This is a genomic window from Marinomonas gallaica, assembly GCF_049821165.1.
Lineage (GTDB): Bacteria > Pseudomonadota > Gammaproteobacteria > Pseudomonadales > Marinomonadaceae > Marinomonas > Marinomonas gallaica.
Window position 1 is genome coordinate 548,678 of record NZ_CP187511.1, and the last position, 20,183, is coordinate 568,860.

General features: G+C 47.8%; 19 protein-coding genes. 3 read left to right on the forward strand and 16 right to left on the reverse strand.

Annotated elements, in window-relative coordinates; translation table 11 throughout:
* Positions 1-13 precede the first annotated feature (13 nt).
* The 4 genes from ACPUEK_RS02570 to ACPUEK_RS02585 all read right to left on the reverse strand — a co-directional run bounded on the left by ACPUEK_RS02570 (position 14) and on the right by ACPUEK_RS02585 (position 3,455).
* On the reverse strand, positions 14-1,111 hold the full coding sequence (locus ACPUEK_RS02570) for an ISAs1 family transposase (protein ID WP_425640654.1): 1,098 nt from the start codon (positions 1,109-1,111) through the stop codon (positions 14-16).
* Positions 1,112-1,171: 60 nt separating this feature from the next.
* The gene (locus ACPUEK_RS02575; protein WP_425642232.1) at positions 1,172-1,585 is read right to left on the reverse strand and encodes a hypothetical protein; all 414 of its coding nucleotides are present in this window, start codon (positions 1,583-1,585) and stop codon (positions 1,172-1,174) included.
* Positions 1,586-1,702: 117 nt separating this feature from the next.
* Positions 1,703-2,641 carry a hypothetical protein gene (locus tag ACPUEK_RS02580; RefSeq protein ID WP_425642233.1) on the reverse strand — a complete coding sequence of 313 codons (939 nt, stop codon included), beginning with the start codon at positions 2,639-2,641 and terminating at the stop codon, positions 1,703-1,705.
* A 127-nt stretch (positions 2,642-2,768) separates the two neighbouring features.
* On the reverse strand, positions 2,769-3,455 hold the full coding sequence (locus ACPUEK_RS02585; RefSeq protein WP_425642234.1) for a hypothetical protein: 687 nt from the start codon (positions 3,453-3,455) through the stop codon (positions 2,769-2,771).
* Between the two features lie 623 nt (positions 3,456-4,078).
* On the opposite strand from ACPUEK_RS02585, the gene ACPUEK_RS02590 reads away from it, so the two are divergent.
* A complete protein-coding gene (locus ACPUEK_RS02590) occupies positions 4,079-5,566 on the forward strand; it encodes a Na+/H+ antiporter NhaC family protein (RefSeq protein WP_425642235.1) in 1,488 nt (495 codons plus the stop codon).
* A 64-nt stretch (positions 5,567-5,630) separates the two neighbouring features.
* Here the strand turns inward: ACPUEK_RS02590 and ACPUEK_RS02595 are convergent, their stop codons facing one another.
* From ACPUEK_RS02595 to ACPUEK_RS02605, 3 genes are all read right to left on the reverse strand, one after another.
* Positions 5,631-6,083 carry a GNAT family N-acetyltransferase gene (locus tag ACPUEK_RS02595; RefSeq protein WP_425642236.1) on the reverse strand — a complete coding sequence of 151 codons (453 nt, stop codon included), beginning with the start codon at positions 6,081-6,083 and terminating at the stop codon, positions 5,631-5,633.
* A gap of 162 nt (positions 6,084-6,245) precedes the next feature.
* Positions 6,246-7,076, reverse strand: a complete 831-nt coding sequence (locus ACPUEK_RS02600) for a helix-turn-helix domain-containing protein (protein WP_425642237.1) — start codon at positions 7,074-7,076, stop codon at positions 6,246-6,248.
* A 75-nt stretch (positions 7,077-7,151) separates the two neighbouring features.
* Positions 7,152-8,660, reverse strand: a complete 1,509-nt coding sequence (locus ACPUEK_RS02605; protein ID WP_425642238.1) for an aldehyde dehydrogenase family protein — start codon at positions 8,658-8,660, stop codon at positions 7,152-7,154.
* Between the two features lie 278 nt (positions 8,661-8,938).
* Here ACPUEK_RS02605 and ACPUEK_RS02610 point away from each other — a divergent pair, with 278 nt between their 5' ends.
* Positions 8,939-11,317 carry an aminotransferase class III-fold pyridoxal phosphate-dependent enzyme gene (locus ACPUEK_RS02610; protein ID WP_425642239.1) on the forward strand — a complete coding sequence of 793 codons (2,379 nt, stop codon included), beginning with the start codon at positions 8,939-8,941 and terminating at the stop codon, positions 11,315-11,317.
* Positions 11,318-11,424: 107 nt separating this feature from the next.
* Here ACPUEK_RS02610 and ACPUEK_RS02615 read toward each other — a convergent pair whose 3' ends face one another.
* The 3 genes from ACPUEK_RS02615 to ACPUEK_RS02625 form a co-directional block, all read right to left on the reverse strand.
* The gene (locus tag ACPUEK_RS02615; protein WP_425642240.1) at positions 11,425-12,180 is read right to left on the reverse strand and encodes an SDR family NAD(P)-dependent oxidoreductase; all 756 of its coding nucleotides are present in this window, start codon (positions 12,178-12,180) and stop codon (positions 11,425-11,427) included.
* Positions 12,181-12,410: 230 nt separating this feature from the next.
* On the reverse strand, positions 12,411-13,487 hold the full coding sequence (locus ACPUEK_RS02620; protein ID WP_425642241.1) for a GGDEF domain-containing protein: 1,077 nt from the start codon (positions 13,485-13,487) through the stop codon (positions 12,411-12,413).
* Between the two features lie 156 nt (positions 13,488-13,643).
* Positions 13,644-14,534 (reverse strand): LysR family transcriptional regulator, encoded by an 891-nt coding sequence (locus ACPUEK_RS02625; protein ID WP_425642242.1) that lies wholly within the window; start codon positions 14,532-14,534, stop codon positions 13,644-13,646.
* Positions 14,535-14,703: 169 nt separating this feature from the next.
* Here ACPUEK_RS02625 and ACPUEK_RS02630 point away from each other — a divergent pair, with 169 nt between their 5' ends.
* Positions 14,704-15,306, forward strand: a complete 603-nt coding sequence (locus tag ACPUEK_RS02630) for a nitroreductase family protein (protein ID WP_425642243.1) — start codon at positions 14,704-14,706, stop codon at positions 15,304-15,306.
* 139 nt (positions 15,307-15,445) lie between these two features.
* Here the strand turns inward: ACPUEK_RS02630 and ACPUEK_RS02635 are convergent, their stop codons facing one another.
* From ACPUEK_RS02635 to ACPUEK_RS02660, 6 genes are all read right to left on the reverse strand, one after another.
* A complete protein-coding gene (locus ACPUEK_RS02635) occupies positions 15,446-15,859 on the reverse strand; it encodes a VOC family protein (RefSeq protein ID WP_425642244.1) in 414 nt (137 codons plus the stop codon).
* A gap of 62 nt (positions 15,860-15,921) precedes the next feature.
* On the reverse strand, positions 15,922-16,359 hold the full coding sequence (locus tag ACPUEK_RS02640) for a helix-turn-helix domain-containing protein (protein ID WP_425642245.1): 438 nt from the start codon (positions 16,357-16,359) through the stop codon (positions 15,922-15,924).
* 146 nt (positions 16,360-16,505) lie between these two features.
* On the reverse strand, positions 16,506-17,216 hold the full coding sequence (locus ACPUEK_RS02645; protein ID WP_425642246.1) for a glutamine amidotransferase-related protein: 711 nt from the start codon (positions 17,214-17,216) through the stop codon (positions 16,506-16,508).
* 27 nt (positions 17,217-17,243) lie between these two features.
* On the reverse strand, positions 17,244-18,056 hold the full coding sequence (locus ACPUEK_RS02650; RefSeq protein ID WP_067219168.1) for an ABC transporter permease subunit: 813 nt from the start codon (positions 18,054-18,056) through the stop codon (positions 17,244-17,246).
* Positions 18,053-18,988, reverse strand: a complete 936-nt coding sequence (locus tag ACPUEK_RS02655) for an ABC transporter permease subunit (protein WP_425643047.1) — start codon at positions 18,986-18,988, stop codon at positions 18,053-18,055. The genes ACPUEK_RS02650 and ACPUEK_RS02655 overlap by 4 nt, the downstream gene beginning before the upstream one ends.
* The gene (locus tag ACPUEK_RS02660; RefSeq protein ID WP_067219166.1) at positions 18,988-20,142 is read right to left on the reverse strand and encodes an ABC transporter ATP-binding protein; all 1,155 of its coding nucleotides are present in this window, start codon (positions 20,140-20,142) and stop codon (positions 18,988-18,990) included. The genes ACPUEK_RS02655 and ACPUEK_RS02660 overlap by 1 nt, the downstream gene beginning before the upstream one ends.
* Positions 20,143-20,183 lie beyond the last annotated feature (41 nt).

Below are 20,183 nucleotides of genomic sequence, written 5' to 3' on the forward strand. Positions count from 1 at the left end.
ACTTTGTTCTTTTTTAACCAAACAATAATTGAGCACGATAATCATCGCTCCAAGTAGCTCTTTTTAGCTTCTGCCGTTGGCTCGGTGAATCATCATTACATTGCCTAAGTATGTTCATCACAAAACGTTTGAATAGAGCCATATGCTCTACCGCATCATCCATCACGATTCTTGACTTATCTTCATTAAACACGACATCCAGAACATAGTGCTGATTGTTTTCAATACGCCAGTGTTGGCGTATGTAATGATGCAATGACTTATGTTTAGGCGATAAAGAGCTCACATAAAACGACGTGTCTATCGTTGTTTTTCCTTTGACCGTTCTAAGCCTCTCTACAGCGATGATACTGCGTACAGTGGGCCACTTCTCAGACAACTCCGGCGGGAATTTCGCTTTCAGTTGAAAGACATTTCGCTCTTCTGTTCGCCCATGTCCTTTTTCTTTCAACTCTATAACAGGCGTGGCTTTCGGCTTTTTAAAGTACGCCTCAAATTGCTGTTCAATCGCTTTTTTTAGCTGCCCTTGATTGCCTTTAACCTGAACCACAACATGACCTTTTTGCTCCCTAATTTGCTCTAGCGTTTCTCTCTGGCAATGCAGTGCATCAACCGTCACCACAGCCCCTTGAATATTTAACACACTCAACATATCTCGTACTGTCGTGATTTCGCTTGTTTTCGTGGCCGTAGCTTTCTGACTTAAAACTAAGCCATTTTCAGTATCGTAAGCTGTGACAAGTTGAAGAGCTGATTGCGGGTTCCCTCTATAAGCTCCTCGTAGCACTTTTCCATCCAATGCGATCAAGGGTTTTCCTTGTGATTTCCGGTTCTCATTAACCCAATTGATTAATGCTTCCAGTAAGGTTTCTGGCACCAGGCCCTTTAGAATGCGAGCAATAGTGTGGCGTCTTGGGATACCATGTTTAAATGCTCTATACTGTTTCAGCCATTCAGACTTCCCATTCCCATACGTTTCGATATCTTGCCAACCTTCGGCGCCAGCCATAATGGCGGTGATAACGAGAAACATGACATCCACTAAATCATGTTTTTGGTTAATATCAGAGCGAGTTTCTTTAATAACAGATAGATGTTCGATAAGAGTCACGGAATGAAGCCTGTTTGATGAACTACAAGCGCTACAATACAGGTTTTGGCAGGCTTGAAGCTAGTTCTTCAAAGTATGCTCGCGCCCTGCCCATGTGACAACCTCTACTTGCTTCGTTTGCGCATGACTTAGCAATTTATTATCGGTAATTAGCGGAGTCACGAAAACCCACTCCCTAATTTTCGTATTACCCATTCGACGAGATATTTCATTTTCGTAGGCTCGAAGCTTCTCAAGATCTTTAGTTATTTTGTCTCTCTGCTTTTCGTACAATTCTTTTTGAGTGTAGTGGGTATCGGGGCAATAACATTGAAATGCAACGCCGTCTAATTTCGTAAAGCCTTCGATCCCAAAATCACCAGGTGATGCAACCATCTCTTGGTATTGTAGATCTTTATACTTTGATTTGAAAACCAGTTGACACAGGTCTTCCCATGAATCCCCGTCAAAAGTTCCGTATTTAGTCTGGATCATTTATTAATTCCAAAGTCCATTGTGCCGTCTACGCTGTGGCCTACCATAATGCTTTGCTCACCGGTAAATTGCGAGCGAATCGAGTAATTTATCCGTGTTCAGCAACTTTTTATGAGATTATCTAAACACATCAAATATCTTTTGTAATAAGGTGCGGCCATTGAATTCTTTAATTTTTTTTGAGTACTCTTTTAGTTTAGCATTTAGAACATCTAGCCTATCTTTATGTCGCTGAAGATCATTATTACTATTGGCCAATTGTTGATTTAAAAAATTTGATTTTTCGACTTCACTATCAAGCAAAGCTTTTAGCTTAGAACTTCTATTTTTTTCAGCAGAGATGAGCTTGTTGTTGTATGCTCCTGATGACGAATCAACTACAATTTTACCGTACACTTTATTACTAAATATACTCGTTAAAAAATTGTAGTAGCGCTCTAAATCATTTTCATCAAAAGACTGCTTGTTCAGTTCTTCCTTGAATCTCAATTTTTCAGTAATATTTATTTCAATAATTGGTATATTGTGCTCTAAAAAGTCTTGTACTTTTTCAGGCTCACAACCATGACTAACTTTAACTTCAATCGCTACCTTTCCGTCCCATTTCTCATAATAAGGATTATCATCGGAGAAAAAACCTACTAGATCAGGAAAGTAGAATCGACCACTTTCAAATCTAATTTTTAGATCTTCAGTCTTTATTTCAGAAAAATTGAATGTGCACTCTTTTTTTCCGAAAACAAAATTAATCGACGACAATTCAGATAACACTAATATTGCGATGGAGTGGGATAATGACTCCCCATCTCCAGAAAATGAACCCCCTTCTGAATTCTCAATGTATCGAAAAAAACCTTTTATTACAGGCGTCATTCGAGACCGCTTGCTTTCGTCTGTTTGAGTGCTGAAGAAAGACAATTTATTAAATTCGAAAATATCATGCTTTTTTAGCTTCAGCACTTGCCAAATAAAGAAGAGTTTTAACCGTCCACGTTCATCTTTAATGAAGCTGCCTGAGTCACTTTTGGCATACGCCCAGATTTTTTTATTTGCCATAGTAATTATGTACGTTTCTCATAACGCCCCAAACACCGGCGTGGTGAAGTTGGCGGTTTTTGTGCGTGTTTTTGCACGAAAGGTGACAGCTTTGCCACGTCCGCGTGCTTTGACTTGTTAAGTGCATTTAGCTGAAGCCCTTGAAGGTGAACATACCGTTTTCTTCAGAATATAGCGCATTTTGCAATTCCGATTTTTCTTCTACCGTGTGAAGGCTACGCTCAATAAAATCGTCTACGTCCTCTCCATGAGGCAAACTAAAGCCACCTAATACAAGGTGCGAGTAATTATTGGCTCTTTCATATTCGATAGAATTTTTAAACTCTCTGTACTCTTTAGAGCTAACCTCCAAACGGTTATCTTCGCTATAAAGAAACAGCTGAACCCCAAAATTAAAAATGCATGGGTATATATCGACATACCTCTTGTAATAAATGCACGTGTTTTTAATGGCAGTTTTACCTTCTGAATTTGTGTTTTCACAAACGGCGTCAATAACACCTATTGGTATTAAACAAAGAATATTCAGCTCAGCCTCTATAGGAACATCAGAGACCATTGGTAAGGCTCTGGCTTCGTTATATATTTCAGCTTGATGGATTGCATAGTTACGAATAGCTTTTATTGCTAAAAATTCATCACTATTAAAAAAATTCGGATACCCAGCTTTTCGTACTTTGTCATTGACACTGTAAATGGATGCTAGCACCTCTCTTACTGAGTCAGGGTCTGGGCTTTGGCAGTAGGTAGCGTAGTACTTAAAGAATCTTTTCATCTCTGCTAAGCAATCTGCTTTTGTCACTGTTCTTGCCATACGTGTGATGTCCTCAAAGCACTTAACAGCTTAATAGTGCGCATGCTCGTTTATGCAATATACCGTGCGTGCGGGTTATTCTGTTTAGTGCCTATAATTTCAAGAGCAATAAACATTTGATTATTAAGGGGTTATACAGAATTTCCAGGCGTACCCGCACTACAAACGCGAGCGTGCTTGTTTTTCTAAATAACCGTGCGAGTCAAGGAGGGGAAAAGATGTGTAGGCTCTCGTCTTCCTTGACGCTATGCTGACACACTAATCTATTTTTAAATAAGTGCCAATAAAAACAGGTTGATAGTGGATTAACTCTGCTCATTGTCATCTAGGGTGCTGGTCTTGTACCCGATACAATCGGGTCGACCAAACGCCTTGTTAAGCGATGCCATGCGTTTGATTCGCGCTGACGGTCTCGGCACGAGACATTGCGCAAGCGAAGGAAATGCATGGTAGTTCCAACCAGCAGATTAGAAGCGGAGCAGGGGCGGATTCGGGTGATTTAGATGAAAAGCAGCAGATAACAATATCCCCTATGTATTACCTCGTCGGGGGTATATTTTCCATCTTGTGTTTCAAGGTAGTTTTTAAGCTATAACAACTATTCTACGAATCGGGAACACTCCATGGAACAAGTCATTAAGGTAATGAAAGCCATTCATCCTAAGCGACATCTGTTGCTCTCTATATTAATTACGCTCGCCGCCATTGCCTTCTTTTGGTCACTGTCAGCCAGCCATTCCCCCGGGGAGGAGTGGGGCGCTCAATCTTTATTACCCACCTTGCTTGTTCTTGCGATTGCTCTGATATCTCGCGCCCCGTTTGAATCTCTACTGATCGGTGTTGTCGCAGGTTTAATCATGATCGACAACACCACGGTGGTCACGTCATTCACGGATACTATTTCTGCTGTCATGGGCAACGACACCATTGTCTGGGTAGTGTTGGTCTGTGGTTTGATGGGCGGGTTGATTGTGCTACTGGAAAAAAGTGGCTGTCTTAATAGCTTCAGTGATTGGCTCAAAGGGCGCATAAAGTCCCGACGCCAATCGTTATTAACGACCTTCTTTATCGGTTTAGTGGTGTTCATAGACGACTACTTAAACTGTCTAGCCGTCTCGTCTACGGTTAAAAAAGTCACCGACCATTACAAAGTATCCCGTGAAAAACTGGCGTACATCATCGACTCGACGGCGGCGCCTATGTGTATCTTAGTGCCGGTTTCTACTTGGGCGGTGTTCTTCTCGGGTCTGTTAGAAGAAAACGACTTAGCCGCTACCGGTAAAGGTCTGAGTGTTTATATGTCGGCCATCCCATATATGGTTTATGGCTGGGTTGCTCTGGTAGTGGTGTTCCTGGTTGCTAGTGGCATGCTGGGTAACTTCGGCCCGATGAAAAAAGCTGAACAGCGCGCGATGAATGGTCAGCCATTGCCGGATGACTACACGGGAGACACCATGGAAGCGGCGGCACCTGAATACCGCAAAACCAGCAACTTGGTCGGCATGCTTAACTTTATCGTCCCGATGTTGATCCTCATTGGTGCCACGCTGTATTACGATATTGATCTATTGAAAGGCATTATCGTCACGCTCGCCATCACTGTGGCGATGTATTACGTGCAAGGGTTGCTTTCATTAGAAGATCAAATGAAGGGGATCTTTGAAGGCTTTAAAGTCATGTTGTACCCACTTTCAACGGTGATCGCCGGCTTTATGCTTAAAAGCGTGAACGATGACTTGGGCATGACCAGCTACCTTGTGAGCGTCGTTGCACCCTTAATGACGGCAGAATTGATGCCAGCACTGGTGTTTGTGGTGATGGCCGCGGTGGTCTTTGGTACGGCTTCCAGCTGGGGGTCGTTCATCATTGCGATTCCCATCGTGGTACCGATTGCTTTAGGTGTCGATGCCAATATGGCATTGATCATCGGTGCACTGTTGTCGGCGTCTTCATTCGGTAGTCATGCGTGTTTCTTCAGTGACTCGACCGTACTCGCGGCCCAAGGGGCAGGTTGTTCGCCTATGTCGCACGCTCTTACTCAACTGCCGTATGTCGCCATCGGCGCCGTTACAAGCTTCGCTATCTTTGTGATACTGGGCTACACCGTCTAGCAAGCACATAACTCTCAACGCAAAAACCAGAGCGCTTGCTCTGGTTTTTTGAATCTAAAACACGTCATTTTTCCAACGTCATATCGATGTGCTCAATGCCGTCTTCCAAATACATCGCCGACGAGGGCTTAAAACCGTGGCGCTGATAAAAAGCGGACAAATGATGTTGCGCACCGATTTCGATCGACGCCTTCGGCCATAGCGTTTCACAGGACATCAAAGCCTCTTGTAACAATTGATGCCCCAAACCCCCTCCACGATGCTTTTCTGAAATCGCCACCCGGCCAATACTGACCGAAGGGTAGCTCAGCCCTTGGGGCAATAGACGCGCGCACGCAACAAGCACATCGCCTTGATAGCCTAATAAGTGATACACCCCTTGATGATGATCTTTATCATCCAGCTCGGCATAAGCACACTGTTGCTCAACAACGAACACATCCACTCTGAGTTTGAGCATTTGGTATAACTGCAAGGTTGTCAGCTGAGAGAAACGTTTAATTTGCCAATTGATCATGCTGTGTCTTCTTTCGAGTTTATTGACTTGAAAGTAATGGTAAGGATGCCTCGGCTCTTAGTCCAACAAACAGCGTCATTTTTAACGACTTTGAATGATGACATTCAGCAAAGGTTGTTATTCAAGTGACGACCATGAGCAAGTGCATTAAGTTGCATGGAATCAGAAGAACCCTTCCAGAGGGTCGCCGCCTTCGTAGTGTTCAAACTGCATTAAGGCGCCCATGAAAAGGTTGTGTAGGTCCACTTGGGAACCAATATCGAGTTTTCGGTAGCTGTTGCGCAGATGAACTCGCACTGTACCGGGTGAAATAAATAACTTTTCGGCGATGGCGGACGTGGAGTAGCCCTGCAACACCATGCGGATGACGGTGCCTTCGCGGTCGGTGAGTTTCGACGAGCCAAAGTTGGCGAGCGCCTGATCCAGTTGTCGATTCAACGGGTTAGAGAGTTGCTCGCCCCAGTGCTGTTGGCACAGCATGTCGATCAGCGGCGTCAAAGTGTCCAGCAATTGCAGTTCGGAGAGGTTTAAGCGAGCCTCGCTGCCCTTTCCATGACCGACACTTAGGTGCAAAAATTGCCCACCGGGAAAGATAATCAAATAACCACATTCATCTTCTAGCCCGATTTTAACGAGATATTGCTTGTAGAATTCGCTCTGACGAAAGCCATCCGGCACCAACTCATCGTAGGTAAAGAATTGGCTTTTTTTGAGATCAACGCTGGCGCGGTAGAAAGGATCCAGCAAGTAAGCACCTGCCAGATACATATCAACAGACTGGCTGCCAATAAGCTCCGTCTTTTCCGAGACCAGAAAGACGGGCTTATCTTCAAACAGGATCAGTGTGAGCTCGTCTGATGGCACAAACTCTTTGATCACCTCAGCCAGTAAGCGAGGAAAATCCTCACTACCGATTTGAGGGACGAGATCAACCAAGCCTTTTGACAACCGATCGACCATTGCTAGGGCGGTTGGAGATATTGTTCGACTCATACGTACCTCAATGTTATATACCTGCGACGAATTGTTGCAGGATATAGACCGTTTCCACTAGCAACGGATCACTCATTAAAGCTGCATGATCACGGTTTTGACTTGTAGAAAGTGATCTAACTGCTCTGGGCCTAAATCTCGACCAATACCAGACTGCTTGTAACCACCAAATGGCAATGATGAATCCATGGCATCATGAGTGTTTACAAATACTGTACCCGCTTCCATTTTCTTAAGCAAACGGTGGGCGCGGCTGACATTTTGGGTGAAGATCGACGCCGTTAGACCATAATCCGAGTCGTTAGCAAGACGTACTGCTTCCTCTTCGGTATCAAATGGGATCACCGCCAGCACAGGGCCAAAGATCTCTTCGCGAACGATTTTCATGTCGTTGGTGCAGTCCGCAAATACTGTGGCCTGTACGTAGTAGCCTGGGCGATCTTCCTGCTGACCACCGTACACTAATCGTGCACCTTCGGCTTTACCTGATTCAATGTAGTTCAGTATTTTGTCCAGTTGCGCTTGGCTAATCTGTGGCCCCTGAGTAATGCTCGGATCAAGTGGATCGCCCGTAACCATCTCGTTGGCGGCTTTGGCGACCGCCTGTACTGCTTGTTCGTATAAGCCGCGCTGAACATACAAGCGCGAGCCTGCTGAACACGTCTGGCCCGAGTTAAAGAAGACGGATTGCAATGTGCCAGTGACGATGTCATCTAGCTTGGCATCGTCAAACGCGACCATCGCGGATTTACCGCCTAGCTCCAGTGTCGCGGGGTTCAGATTATCCATCGCGGCTTTACCCACGAGCTTACCGACCGGCGTTGAACCTGTGAAGGAAACTTTATCGATCCCTGGATGGCCTGCCAATGGGCTACCAATCTCAACACCCGTCCCGATCACGATGTTGACCACACCGTCTGGTAGGCCCGCTTCTTGCCAGATTTTCATTAGGTAAATCATGCTCATAGGCGTGATTTCAGCGGGTTTCAGAACAATGGTACAACCGACGACCAGCGGCGCGCACATTTTCCACATCGCCATGTTCAGGGGCCAGTTCCAAGGCACAATCGCTCCTACCACGCCGATGGGCTCTTTTAAGGTAAAACCAAACGCTTCCCCAGGGCAGGAAACATTGCGCGTGTTGCCTTGCAGCTTGGTGGTCCATCCAGCCATATAACGCAAGAAGTCGATGGAGCCAGCGATGTCCACTTCTTGGCACCCACTGATGGCTTTGCCGGCGTCAATGGCTTCTAGCTCTGCCAGTGTCTGAGCGTGTTCTTCCATCACATCGGCCATGCGGAAGAGTAGCGCCTGACGCTCATTTGGTTTCATGTCTACCCAAGGGCCACTGCGAAAAGCACGATTGGCCGCCGCGACGGCTTTATCCAAATCAGCAACGGTCGCTCTCGGGACCGTGAGTAAATGTTCGCCGTTGGAAGGGTCTTCGATGTTCAGTGTTTGCCCGCCCTCACTGTCAACGAACTGCCCATCAATAAATATTTTTTGATGGCCGGCTTCGAGGAAAGCACGCGTCTCGGGGGTGACATTGTATTTTTCCAGCATTGCTTCAATCGTCTTATTCATAACAGATCTCGTAATTGTCTTGGTGGAAATCAAACGGAGGGGGCGGTTGGACGAGCGTTTTAACTCACCACTCAACACAAACCTTCCATGCACTTCAGAAAGTCTGAATCGCCGTGTGTCAAAGCGGTATACCCTGCGCAAGGTATTTTTCTCTATTGCATCGCGCAAATTACACCACAGGGGATATAGCCTTCTTTTGATACGCCTCTCACACTAGGCTCCATGGTCATATACCAACCAAACACATAGCGACTCTCTATTCTTGAAAGGATCAAAACATGACGAATCATTCATCTTTGGCTAACCGTAATCCGCCTCAGTTTGAACTGTCCCAAATCAAATCATTGGTGCAGGAACTGTATGGTCTGGAAGGTAGCTTTACTGCCCTAAACAGCGAACGGGATTTAGCTTGGTTGATTCGTAATGACGATGGCCCACAGGGTGTCATCAAAATCTCCAATGCGCAGGAGCCAGAAGGCATCGTCGATCTGCAAATCAAGGCGGTGGACCACATTTTAGAGCAGGAGCCAACGCTGGTGGTTCCGCCTGTCATCACGACTCGCCAAGGCAAAGCGTACGACTGGATTACGTCTGATATCAGTGGTGAGCGCCACATGATCCGCCTGATTGCCTTCATGGATGGGCGCGTGGTGGAAGACACCCCCGACGCCTATTGCGATGCGTATTACTACAATATTGGCGCGACCATGGGACGTATGAATGCCGCGTTGCAAAGCTTCTACCACCCCTATGCGGGCAGCAACAAGCACTTATGGGACTTGGGCCACTGTCTGCAATTACGTGACATGATTTCCGGTATTCCTGAGGGCGAATTGCGTGATCTGTTGACCTCTGTGTTCGCGCTTGCGGAACAGCACACCCTCCCCGCGTTGAAGAAAACACGCTGCCAGTTAGTCCATCAAGACGCAAACGACGCCAATGTCATGGTCAGTCATGATGACCCGACAGAAATCGCCGCGATTCTGGATTTTGGCGATGTAGGTTTTAACAGCATTTTGGCAGAAATCGTTACTATTTCAGAGACTTACGGCGAAGGCGAAGAAGATCCAATCCGCCCTTTACTGCATGTGGCACAAGGGTTCGACAGCGCTTACCCATTGACGGGGCAAGAAGTCGATTTGCTGTTTGATGTCATGCGTCTGCGCTTGGCAATGGCGTCTCTTATTATCAACTTCCGCAAGCTCAACGACCCAGAAGCCGGCACGCATTTAGAAGATCGCTTCTTTACCAAGATGCTGTTCAAGCTGAACGACATGGGCCAAGAGACGGTGACTCGCCGCTTGCGCGAGGCGTTACGCTTCCCAGTCTACAGCCCCATTGACAACGAGGGTCAGCCGTTTGCGACCGATCAAAACGAATTGGTGCAGCACCGTGAACAGCACCTCGGCAAGATTTGGCACTTCTATGATCAGCCTTTGCACATCACTCGTGCTCAAGGCGGCTGGATGTACAGTGCGGATGGCACGGCTTATCTAGACGCGTACAACAACGTCCCTCAGATGGGCCATTGCCACCCGCACATCGTTAAAGCCATCGCCCGTCAGGCTGAAGCCTTGAATACCAACACGCGCTATATGTGTGACATCGTTGCCGATTATGCAGCCCGATTGACCAAAGACCTCCCCGACCATTTGGACACCTGCATTTTCGTTAACTCAGGCAGTGAAGCCAACGATTTGGCGGTTCAGATCGCGCAATCGTTAAGCGGTCATCAAGGCGGTTTGGTGCTGCATAACGCTTATCACGGCTGTACCGAACTCACGACCAAGTACTCGCCAGAATCGTGGCAACACTTGCCTGAGGCGTTGCATCCAAAGCAAATTGAGCGCCTGATCGAGCCAGACATGTACAACGGCCCCTACGCCGACCAGGCGGATGCGGCGACGCGCTACGCCGCGGATGCCGACCGCGCCATCGCAGCGCTGGACAATCGTGGCTATAAAACCGCGGCGTTGCTGCTCGACACCGCCCTGTGTGCCCATGGCGTGATCACACCTCCTGAGGGGTATTTTGATCAGGTAGCGGACAAAACACGTGCAACTGGAGGTTATGTCATCGCCGATGAAGTGCAAGCGGGTCTTGGCCGCATGGGATCGTTTTGGGGATTCATGGGCGCAGGGCTTAATCCCGAGAAAGTGGACTTTATCACCATGGGTAAACCCGTTGCCAACGGCCATCCGCTAGGTGTGGTGATTCTCTCTAGCAAGATGATGAAGCAGTTTATTGGTGGCACCCATCCGTTGCTGTTCAGTACATTTGGCGGTAATACCGTTGCCTGCGCCGCGGGCATGGCGGTGTTGGATGTCATCGAACGTGAGCAACTGGTGCAAAAATCCAACGACATCGGTGACTTACTCCGCGCAAGACTGCGCCAGTTGGCAGAGATACACCCGTTGATCGGGGACGTTCGCGGCCGTGGTATGTTGGTCGGCATCGAGCTGGTGAATTGCCGAGAGCAACGCACCCGTGCAGAAGCCGAGACCGAGCAGTTGATCACAGAAATGATTAAACGCCACGTCATGATCGGTAAATCCCTTCCCGGCACTCTCAAGGTCCGCCCTTCGTTGGCGTGGGGGGAAGCGGAAGTCGATTTCTTCATCAACGCAATGAACGAGAGCCTCACAGCGCTGGGTTAACACCCCAGCACTCTGTTGATCTCACTCAATACGTTACGCTCAAAAAAGCCTGGTCGATTCGCCAGGCTTTTTATATTTCTCTCAATAACTAATAAGCTTCAATGCTTTTAGTCTTTTATGAGTCGTTCAAAGGTATGCTCCGCCATCCCCGCCGACAATCCGCCGTCCACACTGATGGATTGCCCTGTCAGGTAACTGCAATCCGGCGCGGCGAGAAAATGGCACAGCGCCGCGACTTCCTCCGGATGACCCACCCGTCCCATAGGACTGGTACGTTCAGTCATCAGCACTTCTGGATGGTCTGGCGTCAGCATCTCCGTCCATACCGACGCTGGGCAGATGGCATTGACTCGAATCTTTCTGGGTACCAACTCCATCGCCGCGACGCGTGTTAGGCTGCACACCGCTGATTTGGTGGCCGAGTATTGACCGTAACCGGGGTAGCCGACTTTTGATACGTCTGATGATGTATTGATAATGGAGCCGCCGTCGTTCATGTGCTGGGGCGCGAAGCGCAAGCCGTTGTAGACCGCCTTAACATTGATGTCCAGAATACGCTGAAACTCATCGGCGCTTTGCTCGGCAATGGTCGGCCCTGAATTCTCAATGCCCGCGTTGTTCATAATAATATCGAGCTTACCTAGGCGCGCTTCGGCCGCTTCAAAACACGCGCGCAACTGATCTTCATTGGTCACATCTGCCTGCAAAAATATTCCATTTAGCTCTTCTGCAAGACCCGTGGCATCCCGACGACCCACAATCGCCACCCGAGCCCCTGCGGCTGCAAACCGTCTGGCCGTTGCCAGTCCAATACCCGACGTACCGCCCGTAATAAGTGCATTCATTCCTTCGAGAGAAAACATAGAGACCTCTGAGATTTATGGCAACGTCATACGTGCCTGTGGTGAGTAGATAGCGCGCACGATAGCGCATCGATCATTGAGCATAGGTCAGTTACGAGCATCGCTAAAATACCCAACAGAGCGTAGTTCTCCTTTGTAAACTGACAAAAAAAGCCCCATCAACATGATGAGGCTTTTCGTTCTGACTCGTGATACGGCAAACGTTTGCGCCACATTGACCAACAGAGGTGTTATCGACAAATGCGGTTTCGGCCGGCGTCTTTCGCCTGATACATTAATTTATCCGCACGTTTCAGTAGGTCACTCTCGTTATCCGTCGCGGTATTTTCTGCGATGCCTGCACTAAACGTCACGGGGCCGTGCTCCAAATCCGTCGTGCGAAATGACTCTGCAAGGTATTTCAGCTCTCGATAGGTGTCATCTAATGACAACGGTAACAGGAGCACAAACTCCTCTCCCCCTTGGCGGATCGCTAAGCCCTTATTACGCGCTGCGGTCTCTTGCAATAACGCCGAAAAGCTTTTTAGAATCTCATCGCCATAGCTATGGCCCCATTGATCATTTTGGTACTTAAAATGATCAAGGTCCAACAAAGCTAGACTGAAAATAGGTTGATGACCTTTCCATGTCAGAAACTCTTTGTCCAACATTCTCCTATTGAACAATCCGGTCAAAGCGTCTTTTTCTGAAAGGGCGCGTAACTGTTCAGCCAACGTCTCTGCTTTCGCTCTTTCTAGCTTGAATCGAGTTGATAAACTTTCCATCATCACCACTAAAAAAAGCCCCATAATGATGAACGCAAACGTCAGATCAAATTGTTTCTGTTCTTCCGTCGCGTATTGAAAAATAATATCGGGATAATGTTTCTCAATTAAAATCAATGGAATAGGGATGATGATACAAAATAACTGCCCGAGGCGTCGGTACCAACCTAGGTCTTTGAAGGAAACAGAAATATAGCTAAGGCAACCAAAGATCATGAGATAAGTAGGGCCATTAGATCCCGCATTACCAATCCAATTCGCAGGGATCGACACCAATACAACCAGACCGATAAAGACAAACCTCATCGCGTGGAATTGCATTTTCCAGCGCGACAGATACCAAATCATCAGTATCAAGAGAGAGAGCGCGTATTGAAGGTAAATATTAAAAGCGCTGGTTAATTCTAAGCCATAATTGAAAACGGCCGAACACAGATACAGCACTGAAGCGACCAAAAGCACCGCATGATGTGTGTATTCAAATGGCTGATTGTTATCACCAAGCAGCCACTCCAATGTCTTACCTAAATAACGTTTGTTCATACCGTCTGTCCATGCCTTCACCTGTTTATAATAGTGGTTGCACACTCGACAAACGACACCCATATTGAAATAAACGGTGTCTGTAATAGCGACTTTTGTATGGATTTGGTTAATATCGACGATATTAGGAAGGGAACGTCGCGCATGATGGGGACACTAGCGAATCTGCTCAATTAAGAAATCCACCATGGCTCTTACAACAGGGCGCTTAGCGCTGCTGGCTTTCCAATTTAGGTAGATCATCGCTTCGCCACTTTCAGTTAACGAGGGCTGCCAGTCTGGTAATAACTCTACTAGACGCCCAGAGCGCAAGTCGTCCTCAACGAATGTGCGACTCACCAGCGTGACGCCTTGATTCGCGCGCGCCCACATTAGCAAAGGCGCACCACCGTCTGACGCCAGCACAGGATCAATGCGCACTTTGCGAGTGTCGTTGCCTTTTTGAAAATACCACCAGGTAAATTGACGGGGTCGGAAAAACGTCAAACACGCATGCTTGTGTAAATCCTCGGGGGTGGTTAAAGGTGGGTGTTTGGCGACATAGTCTGCTCCCGCGACTAAGACCGCGGACATATCCAGTAGTGGGCGATAAATCAAATTGGAGTCTTCTGGACGACCATAGCGAATGGCTAAATCGAAAGGGCTGTCATAGAGGTTAACCAGTTGATTCGTCAGATGAATTGCTACGCGGGCGTCTGGATAACGCTTGCGAAACTCTGCCACGAGCGGCGTCAATGTTTCGCGTCCAATCGTGTCAAAGGTCGTTATCTGGATCAGCCCTTCTATCCGCTCGCTTGGCTTACCAAAGCTCTCTTTGATTTGGTTAACCGATTGCAGAACCTCTTGGCACTGACTGTAAAATTGCTTTCCATCCGGCGTTACTTCAAGGTGCCGTGTTGAGCGCACCAGTAATTTGACCCCTAGCTCGTGCTCCAATTGGTCCAGCCGACGCGTAATGGTACTGGGCGTTTTCCCTAATGTGGACGCCGCGGCACTGAACGACCCCAGCTCCACCACTTTGACAAACTGCTCCATCGCTTCAAGCATGTTCTGCTCCCTTAGCCAAACCTGAACTAAATACCACCATCACTCACAAAGTAAAGCACTCACTTTTGCATACTACGCAAAACCGAAACAGTGATATCAATAATTTACGCAAAGAGCATATCAAAACACAATGGCTTCTATCGTCACTGACCCTTTATAGGAGCTCCAAATGAACACTATCGAAGCCATTCATCATCGTCGCTCCATTAAGCAATACGACCCTAACCATGTTATGCCCCAAGAGGATGTAAACACCCTGCTCGAAGCCGCTAGCCTCGCACCGACCTCGTTCAATATTCAACATTGGCGTTTTGTGCATGTCACAGACATGGACATTCGCCAACAGCTGCGTAGCGCAGCATGGGATCAAACACAGGTGACCGATGCGTCGACTCTGCTGGTGGTTACCGCGAATACTCAATCATGGCAAGAAACACCAGAACGCTACTGGGAAAATGTCGATCAAAGCACTCAAGAAACCTTGGTCAACATGTTGCAGGATTTTTACCATGGCCGAGAGTGGCTACAACGGGACGAAGCCATCCGCTCAGGAGCCATGGCGGCACAAAATATTATGCTCTCTGCCACAGCACTGGGTTATCAGACCAGCCCCATGATCGGTTTTGATATCGATAAAGTCGGTGGGATTATTAACCTGCCCGAAAGCCACGTGATTGTTATGATGATCGCCATCGGCAAAGGCACCACGCAAGCCTACCCGCGAGGCGGCCAGCTACCGCTGTCTGAAATCGTCATTCAGAATACGTTTTAAATAACGGTGGCGACGGCAACGTTGCGCAGAGAATAGTGAGAGTCAGATGAGAAGCATAGCTCCTTTTCATTTGGCTCAATTCGCTGCCTGATCGGGTAGCTTTTTTAATCTAGTGATCAACTTAACACGCGTTAGATCGTTATTTCGCTCGTTGCGTTAGGCTGAACCAATTTCCCGAGTTATCGACGCCTAAGGCTTCGACCCCGTAAAACTGCTCGGTAGGCGGTTGGATAAACTCAACGCCTTTCGCGACAAGCTCTTCGTAGGTCTTTTGACAGTTCGCTGTTTCGAAAACCCCAGCACCAAACGCGCCATCCGCGACGAGGGCTCGTATCTTGTCCGCGGAATCCTTGGTAAACATTGGCCCTTCTTTTGGCTCGGCTAAGACAAGCTCAAGATCCGGCTGCGCTTTTGCAAAGACGGTTAGCCAACGGAAACCTCCGTCTACGGTCATGTCGGTTCCGACTTCAAAACCTAACTTATTTTGGTAGAAATCGAGCGCTTCATCTTGGTTAAGAACGTAAACGGTAACATGGGCGATTGACTGAATCATTGGCATCTCCGGCAACAAAGTAAGTAGAGCTACTGATCATAGCCAAAGGAAGCGAAGATACCTTATTCAATATTGCTCTTTTCAAGCTTGGCGCCAAACAAATGGTGCGCGTAACACATAGGAATAGACTGAATGGGGTGAGTGAGCGGGTCGTTCGCTAACGCCTGTAATTTTGTCCGATATTGCGTCGGCGACAACCCAGTCTTTTTGCGAAATAACGCAGAAAAGCTGCCAATACTGGTGTAGCCAACCAACTCACAAATGTCATTGATACTGCGTTGGCTCGTTACCAAGAGTTCCTTTGCTCGCTCAATCCTAATTTTCGAAATGTACTGGTACGGCGATTCTCCAAACACTTCAGAGAACACACGGCAAAAGTGATATTTAGACATACACGAATACGTTGCGACGTCCGCTAGATCGAAAGCGAGCGCGTAGTGCTGGGTGAGATAGTCTCGACCAAGGCAAACTTTTTTATATTGCGTGTGGTTAACCGTCATGCGTATCCAACATAATATTTGCTTACGTTGTCACTAACGCTACCACAAAGCTAATAATTTTAGACCTTTGGATCCGAGTAAATCGCTGCAGGGGAGTCATTTGAGGGAAGGTAACGCCTACTCAACGTAGCGAGTAGGCGTTGAGTTTACGCTTTGGCTTTTAAAAACTGTCCAATCCAAGCCATCAACTGGGGGCTTTGTATATCGTCTTGCTCCACACTCTGACGGGCTTTTTCAGCCACCTCAGGGGTTAACGTAACCCCATCATACAGCTCGATCAGTTCGTTTTCGTATTGCTTCGAAAACTCCGGATGCCCTTGAAACGTAAGAATACGATCTTGGTAAATAAGCCCTGCATGTTGGCAGAAGTCACTGGTTAAAAACGTCTCCAACTTCTCGGGTTTTTCAAGCACTTGGTCTTGGTGAAACGCACAGAACGCAATGTCTTTTTGGTCCACTGGAATGTCAAAACCCTCCACGACTTGGTAATGATGCACACCCACGCCCCAGCCGTTCTGGAATTTTGCTACACGCCCACCCAGCGCTCGGGCAATCACTTGATGCCCAAAGCAGATACCGACTAAGACTTGGCCTTTAGCATCCACGTCACGAATGAAATCACACAGCTGAAGAATCCACGGCTCATCGCCATAGGCATCCGACTTAGAGCCCGTAATGAGCCAGCCATCACACACATCGATGCTGGCTGGAAACTCATCTAGGCGCACGTCGAAGATTTCAAATGCGAGCTCAGGTTCATGCGCTTGCAGCTGCTGTGCAAACATTTGTGCGTAAGTCGGATACTGCGACTGCAGTACCTCGGGCGTCACACCCGCCGCAAGAATACCTATTTTCATGTACAACTTTCCTCTGACAAACCGCGTTTAAGGCCCTTGGAATCGATTTTGACGACGCATGATCACAATGGCCGCAATCACTGCGATGGATACGGCAAGGATCATTAAGGTCGCTAGGGCATTGATTTCTGGTGTAACACCGAGACGAACTTTAGAGAAAATCACCATCGGCAAGGTCGAGTTACCCGGACCGGAAACAAAGCTGGCAATCACTAAATCATCCAGTGATAAGGTAAACGACAGCAACCAACCCGACAAGATAGCAGGGGCGATCAACGGTAATGTAATTAAGAAAAACAACGATGTAGGTTTGGCACCCAAGTCCATCGCCGCTTCTTCCAGTGTTTCATCTAACGACGCTAGGCGGGATTGCACCACCACGGCGACGTACGCCAAACAAAACGTCGTATGCGCGATGACGATCGTCATCGTGCCTCGGCCGGCAGGCCAGCCGAACATATTTTCCAACGCAACGAACAACAGCAACAAGGATAAGCCGGTGATCACTTCTGGCATCACCAAAGGGGCCGTCACCCAACCCGATAAGATGGTTTTGCCACGAAACTTACGCATTCGGCTTAAAACAAAGCCCGCGATTGTGCCTAGAACCGCAGCTAAAGTCGCACTGATCAGAGCGATTTTCAGGCTCACCCACGCGGCATTCATGATTTGCTCATTCTGAAACAGCTCGCCATACCATTTCAATGACCAACCACCCCAGACCGTTACCAGCTGAGATTTATTGAAGCTGTAGACAATCAGCGCAATGATGGGCGCATAAAGAAACAAAAAACCAAAGCCCGCGCTGAGTTTAAGTGTCCAAGAGTTACCTTTAATCATAACCCCTCCTTATTGCCATTACGCATGAACATAATTGGCCCTACCAGCACAATTAACATGACAATGGCGACTGCAGAAGCGAGCGGCCAGTCTCGATTTAAGAAGAACTCATCCCACAGTACACGTCCGATCATCAGCGTATCGGAACCGCCTAATAGTGCCGGGATAACGTATTCGCCCACCGCTGGAATAAACACCAGCATACAGCCAGCAATAATGCCGGGCTTGGCCAACGGCAACGTTACTAAGCAAAACGCGCGCCAAGGTTTGGCACCAAGATCTTGCGCGGCTTCGATCAAGCTCAAATCCATTTTTTCCAGCGTCGTGTAAAGCGGCAAAATCATAAACGGCAAATAGGTATACACAATGCCGAGGTACACGGCAAAATCCGTCTGTAGTATCTGCAACGGCTGATCAATCAAACCAATCGACATCAAAACTTCGTTGACCAAACCATTCTTTTTCAGCAGCGCCATCCAGGCGTACACACGTAATAAAAACGAGGTCCAAAAGGGCAGTATCACCAACGACAGTAGAACCGTACGCATTGTCGGTCCACTGCGAGCAATCAAATAGGCAATGGGAAAACCGATAATTAAGGTGAAAAACGTTGAGATGGCCGCAATGCGTAATGAGCTTAAATACGCGTCGAGGTAAAACCGCGATTCAAACAAAAACAAGTAGTTGCCAAAGGTCACTTTAAGCGTCGCAAAGGCACTGTCTGGGTCCCATTCAAACAAAGGTGAATAGGGCGGAATGGCAATCATCGCCTCGGATAAGGAGATTTTGAACACCACCAAAAAGGGAATAAAGAAAAAGGCCGCCAACCACAACATGGGAACCATGATCACTAACCAGCGACCTAAACGAAGTGATTTAAACCGCTGAAACAGACTTGGACGCGAGGAATCGGAGGGTGCTGAAGTAGTCATCATGATGTCAGTACCACGCTACTCTCAGGTTCCCATGAAAGGTAGACATGATCATCCCATGTTAAACGGTCGCCCGAATCTCGATACACATTAGGCTGTGTCACTCGCACTTCTTTGCCTGAAAGTAATCGCACTTTGTAGATCGATTGGCTGCCCATATACGCCACGTCTGTGATCACGCCTTCGCTGCGATTGTGAGGGCTGTCGGGGGCATCACGGGTGATGCGTATTTTCTCTGGACGAATGGCAACACTGACACTTTGGTTCGGCGCACAGCTGACACCATGATCCAAATACACCATCTCTTGGAGGTCAGAGCAATGCACGGTAGCGCTGTCGCGTTCATCCGTAACCACGGTGCCTTCAAATAGATTCACATTACCAATGAATTCGGCGACAAAACGATTGTTTGGGTATTCGTACATGTCATGGGGCTCGGCCGTCTGCACAATCACACCATTGTTCATCACGCCAATACGCGTCGCCAACGTCATGGCTTCTTCTTGGTCATGGGTGACCACGACGAAGGTAATGCCCAACTCTTCTTGTATGCGCATCAGTTCAAACTGCGTTTCTTCACGGAGTTTTTTGTCCAGCGCACCGAGCGGTTCGTCCAATAGAAGAAGCTTGGGTTGTTTCACCAACGAGCGTGCCAGTGCAACCCGCTGACGCTGTCCACCCGACAACATATGCGGTTTTCGGCGCGCCAAGTGACCGAGTTGCACCATGTCGAGCATGTCAGCAACGCGCTTTTGCACTTCACCACTGGGCAACCCTTCGCGTTTCAGGCCAAACCCCACATTGGCTTCCACGCTCAGGTGCGGAAATAACGCGTAGGACTGAAACATCATATTGACTGGGCGTTCCCAAGGAGGCGTGTTAGACATATCAACGCCATCAATAATGATGCGGCCTGACGTCGGCGCTTCAAAGCCCGCTAACATGCGTAATAAGGTACTTTTCCCGGAGCCAGAGCCCCCCAGCAGACAAAACAGTTCATTCTTATAAATATCCAGCGAGACATTATTGACGGCGGTGAAATCGCCGAACTGTTTGTTGATTTGTTCGATTCGGACAAAGGGTTCCGCATCGTTCTGACGCCAGTTTAGTTTCTCATGTGACGTCGTTTGAGGCATAACGGAGGATACAGACATAGCTCACCTACTTAGCAATAAAAGAAAGCCGCTAGGCGATA

Coding starts and splice junctions, on each gene's coding strand:
- ACPUEK_RS02620 (WP_425642241.1), bottom strand. CDS start 13,487: ATGAACAAACGTTATTTAGGTAAGACATTGGAGTGGCTGCTTGGTGAT.
- ACPUEK_RS02615 (WP_425642240.1), bottom strand. CDS start 12,180: ATGTTTTCTCTCGAAGGAATGAATGCACTTATTACGGGCGGTACGTCG.
- ACPUEK_RS02655 (WP_425643047.1), bottom strand. CDS start 18,988: ATGACTACTTCAGCACCCTCCGATTCCTCGCGTCCAAGTCTGTTTCAG.
- ACPUEK_RS02625 (WP_425642242.1), bottom strand. CDS start 14,534: ATGCTTGAAGCGATGGAGCAGTTTGTCAAAGTGGTGGAGCTGGGGTCG.
- ACPUEK_RS02595 (WP_425642236.1), bottom strand. CDS start 6,083: ATGATCAATTGGCAAATTAAACGTTTCTCTCAGCTGACAACCTTGCAG.
- ACPUEK_RS02600 (WP_425642237.1), bottom strand. CDS start 7,076: ATGAGTCGAACAATATCTCCAACCGCCCTAGCAATGGTCGATCGGTTG.
- ACPUEK_RS02590 (WP_425642235.1), top strand. CDS start 4,079: ATGGAACAAGTCATTAAGGTAATGAAAGCCATTCATCCTAAGCGACAT.
- ACPUEK_RS02635 (WP_425642244.1), bottom strand. CDS start 15,859: ATGATTCAGTCAATCGCCCATGTTACCGTTTACGTTCTTAACCAAGAT.
- ACPUEK_RS02610 (WP_425642239.1), top strand. CDS start 8,939: ATGACGAATCATTCATCTTTGGCTAACCGTAATCCGCCTCAGTTTGAA.
- ACPUEK_RS02660 (WP_067219166.1), bottom strand. CDS start 20,142: ATGTCTGTATCCTCCGTTATGCCTCAAACGACGTCACATGAGAAACTA.
- ACPUEK_RS02580 (WP_425642233.1), bottom strand. CDS start 2,641: ATGGCAAATAAAAAAATCTGGGCGTATGCCAAAAGTGACTCAGGCAGC.
- ACPUEK_RS02605 (WP_425642238.1), bottom strand. CDS start 8,660: ATGAATAAGACGATTGAAGCAATGCTGGAAAAATACAATGTCACCCCC.
- ACPUEK_RS02650 (WP_067219168.1), bottom strand. CDS start 18,056: ATGATTAAAGGTAACTCTTGGACACTTAAACTCAGCGCGGGCTTTGGT.
- ACPUEK_RS02645 (WP_425642246.1), bottom strand. CDS start 17,216: ATGAAAATAGGTATTCTTGCGGCGGGTGTGACGCCCGAGGTACTGCAG.
- ACPUEK_RS02630 (WP_425642243.1), top strand. CDS start 14,704: ATGAACACTATCGAAGCCATTCATCATCGTCGCTCCATTAAGCAATAC.
- ACPUEK_RS02640 (WP_425642245.1), bottom strand. CDS start 16,359: ATGACGGTTAACCACACGCAATATAAAAAAGTTTGCCTTGGTCGAGAC.
- ACPUEK_RS02585 (WP_425642234.1), bottom strand. CDS start 3,455: ATGGCAAGAACAGTGACAAAAGCAGATTGCTTAGCAGAGATGAAAAGA.
- ACPUEK_RS02575 (WP_425642232.1), bottom strand. CDS start 1,585: ATGATCCAGACTAAATACGGAACTTTTGACGGGGATTCATGGGAAGAC.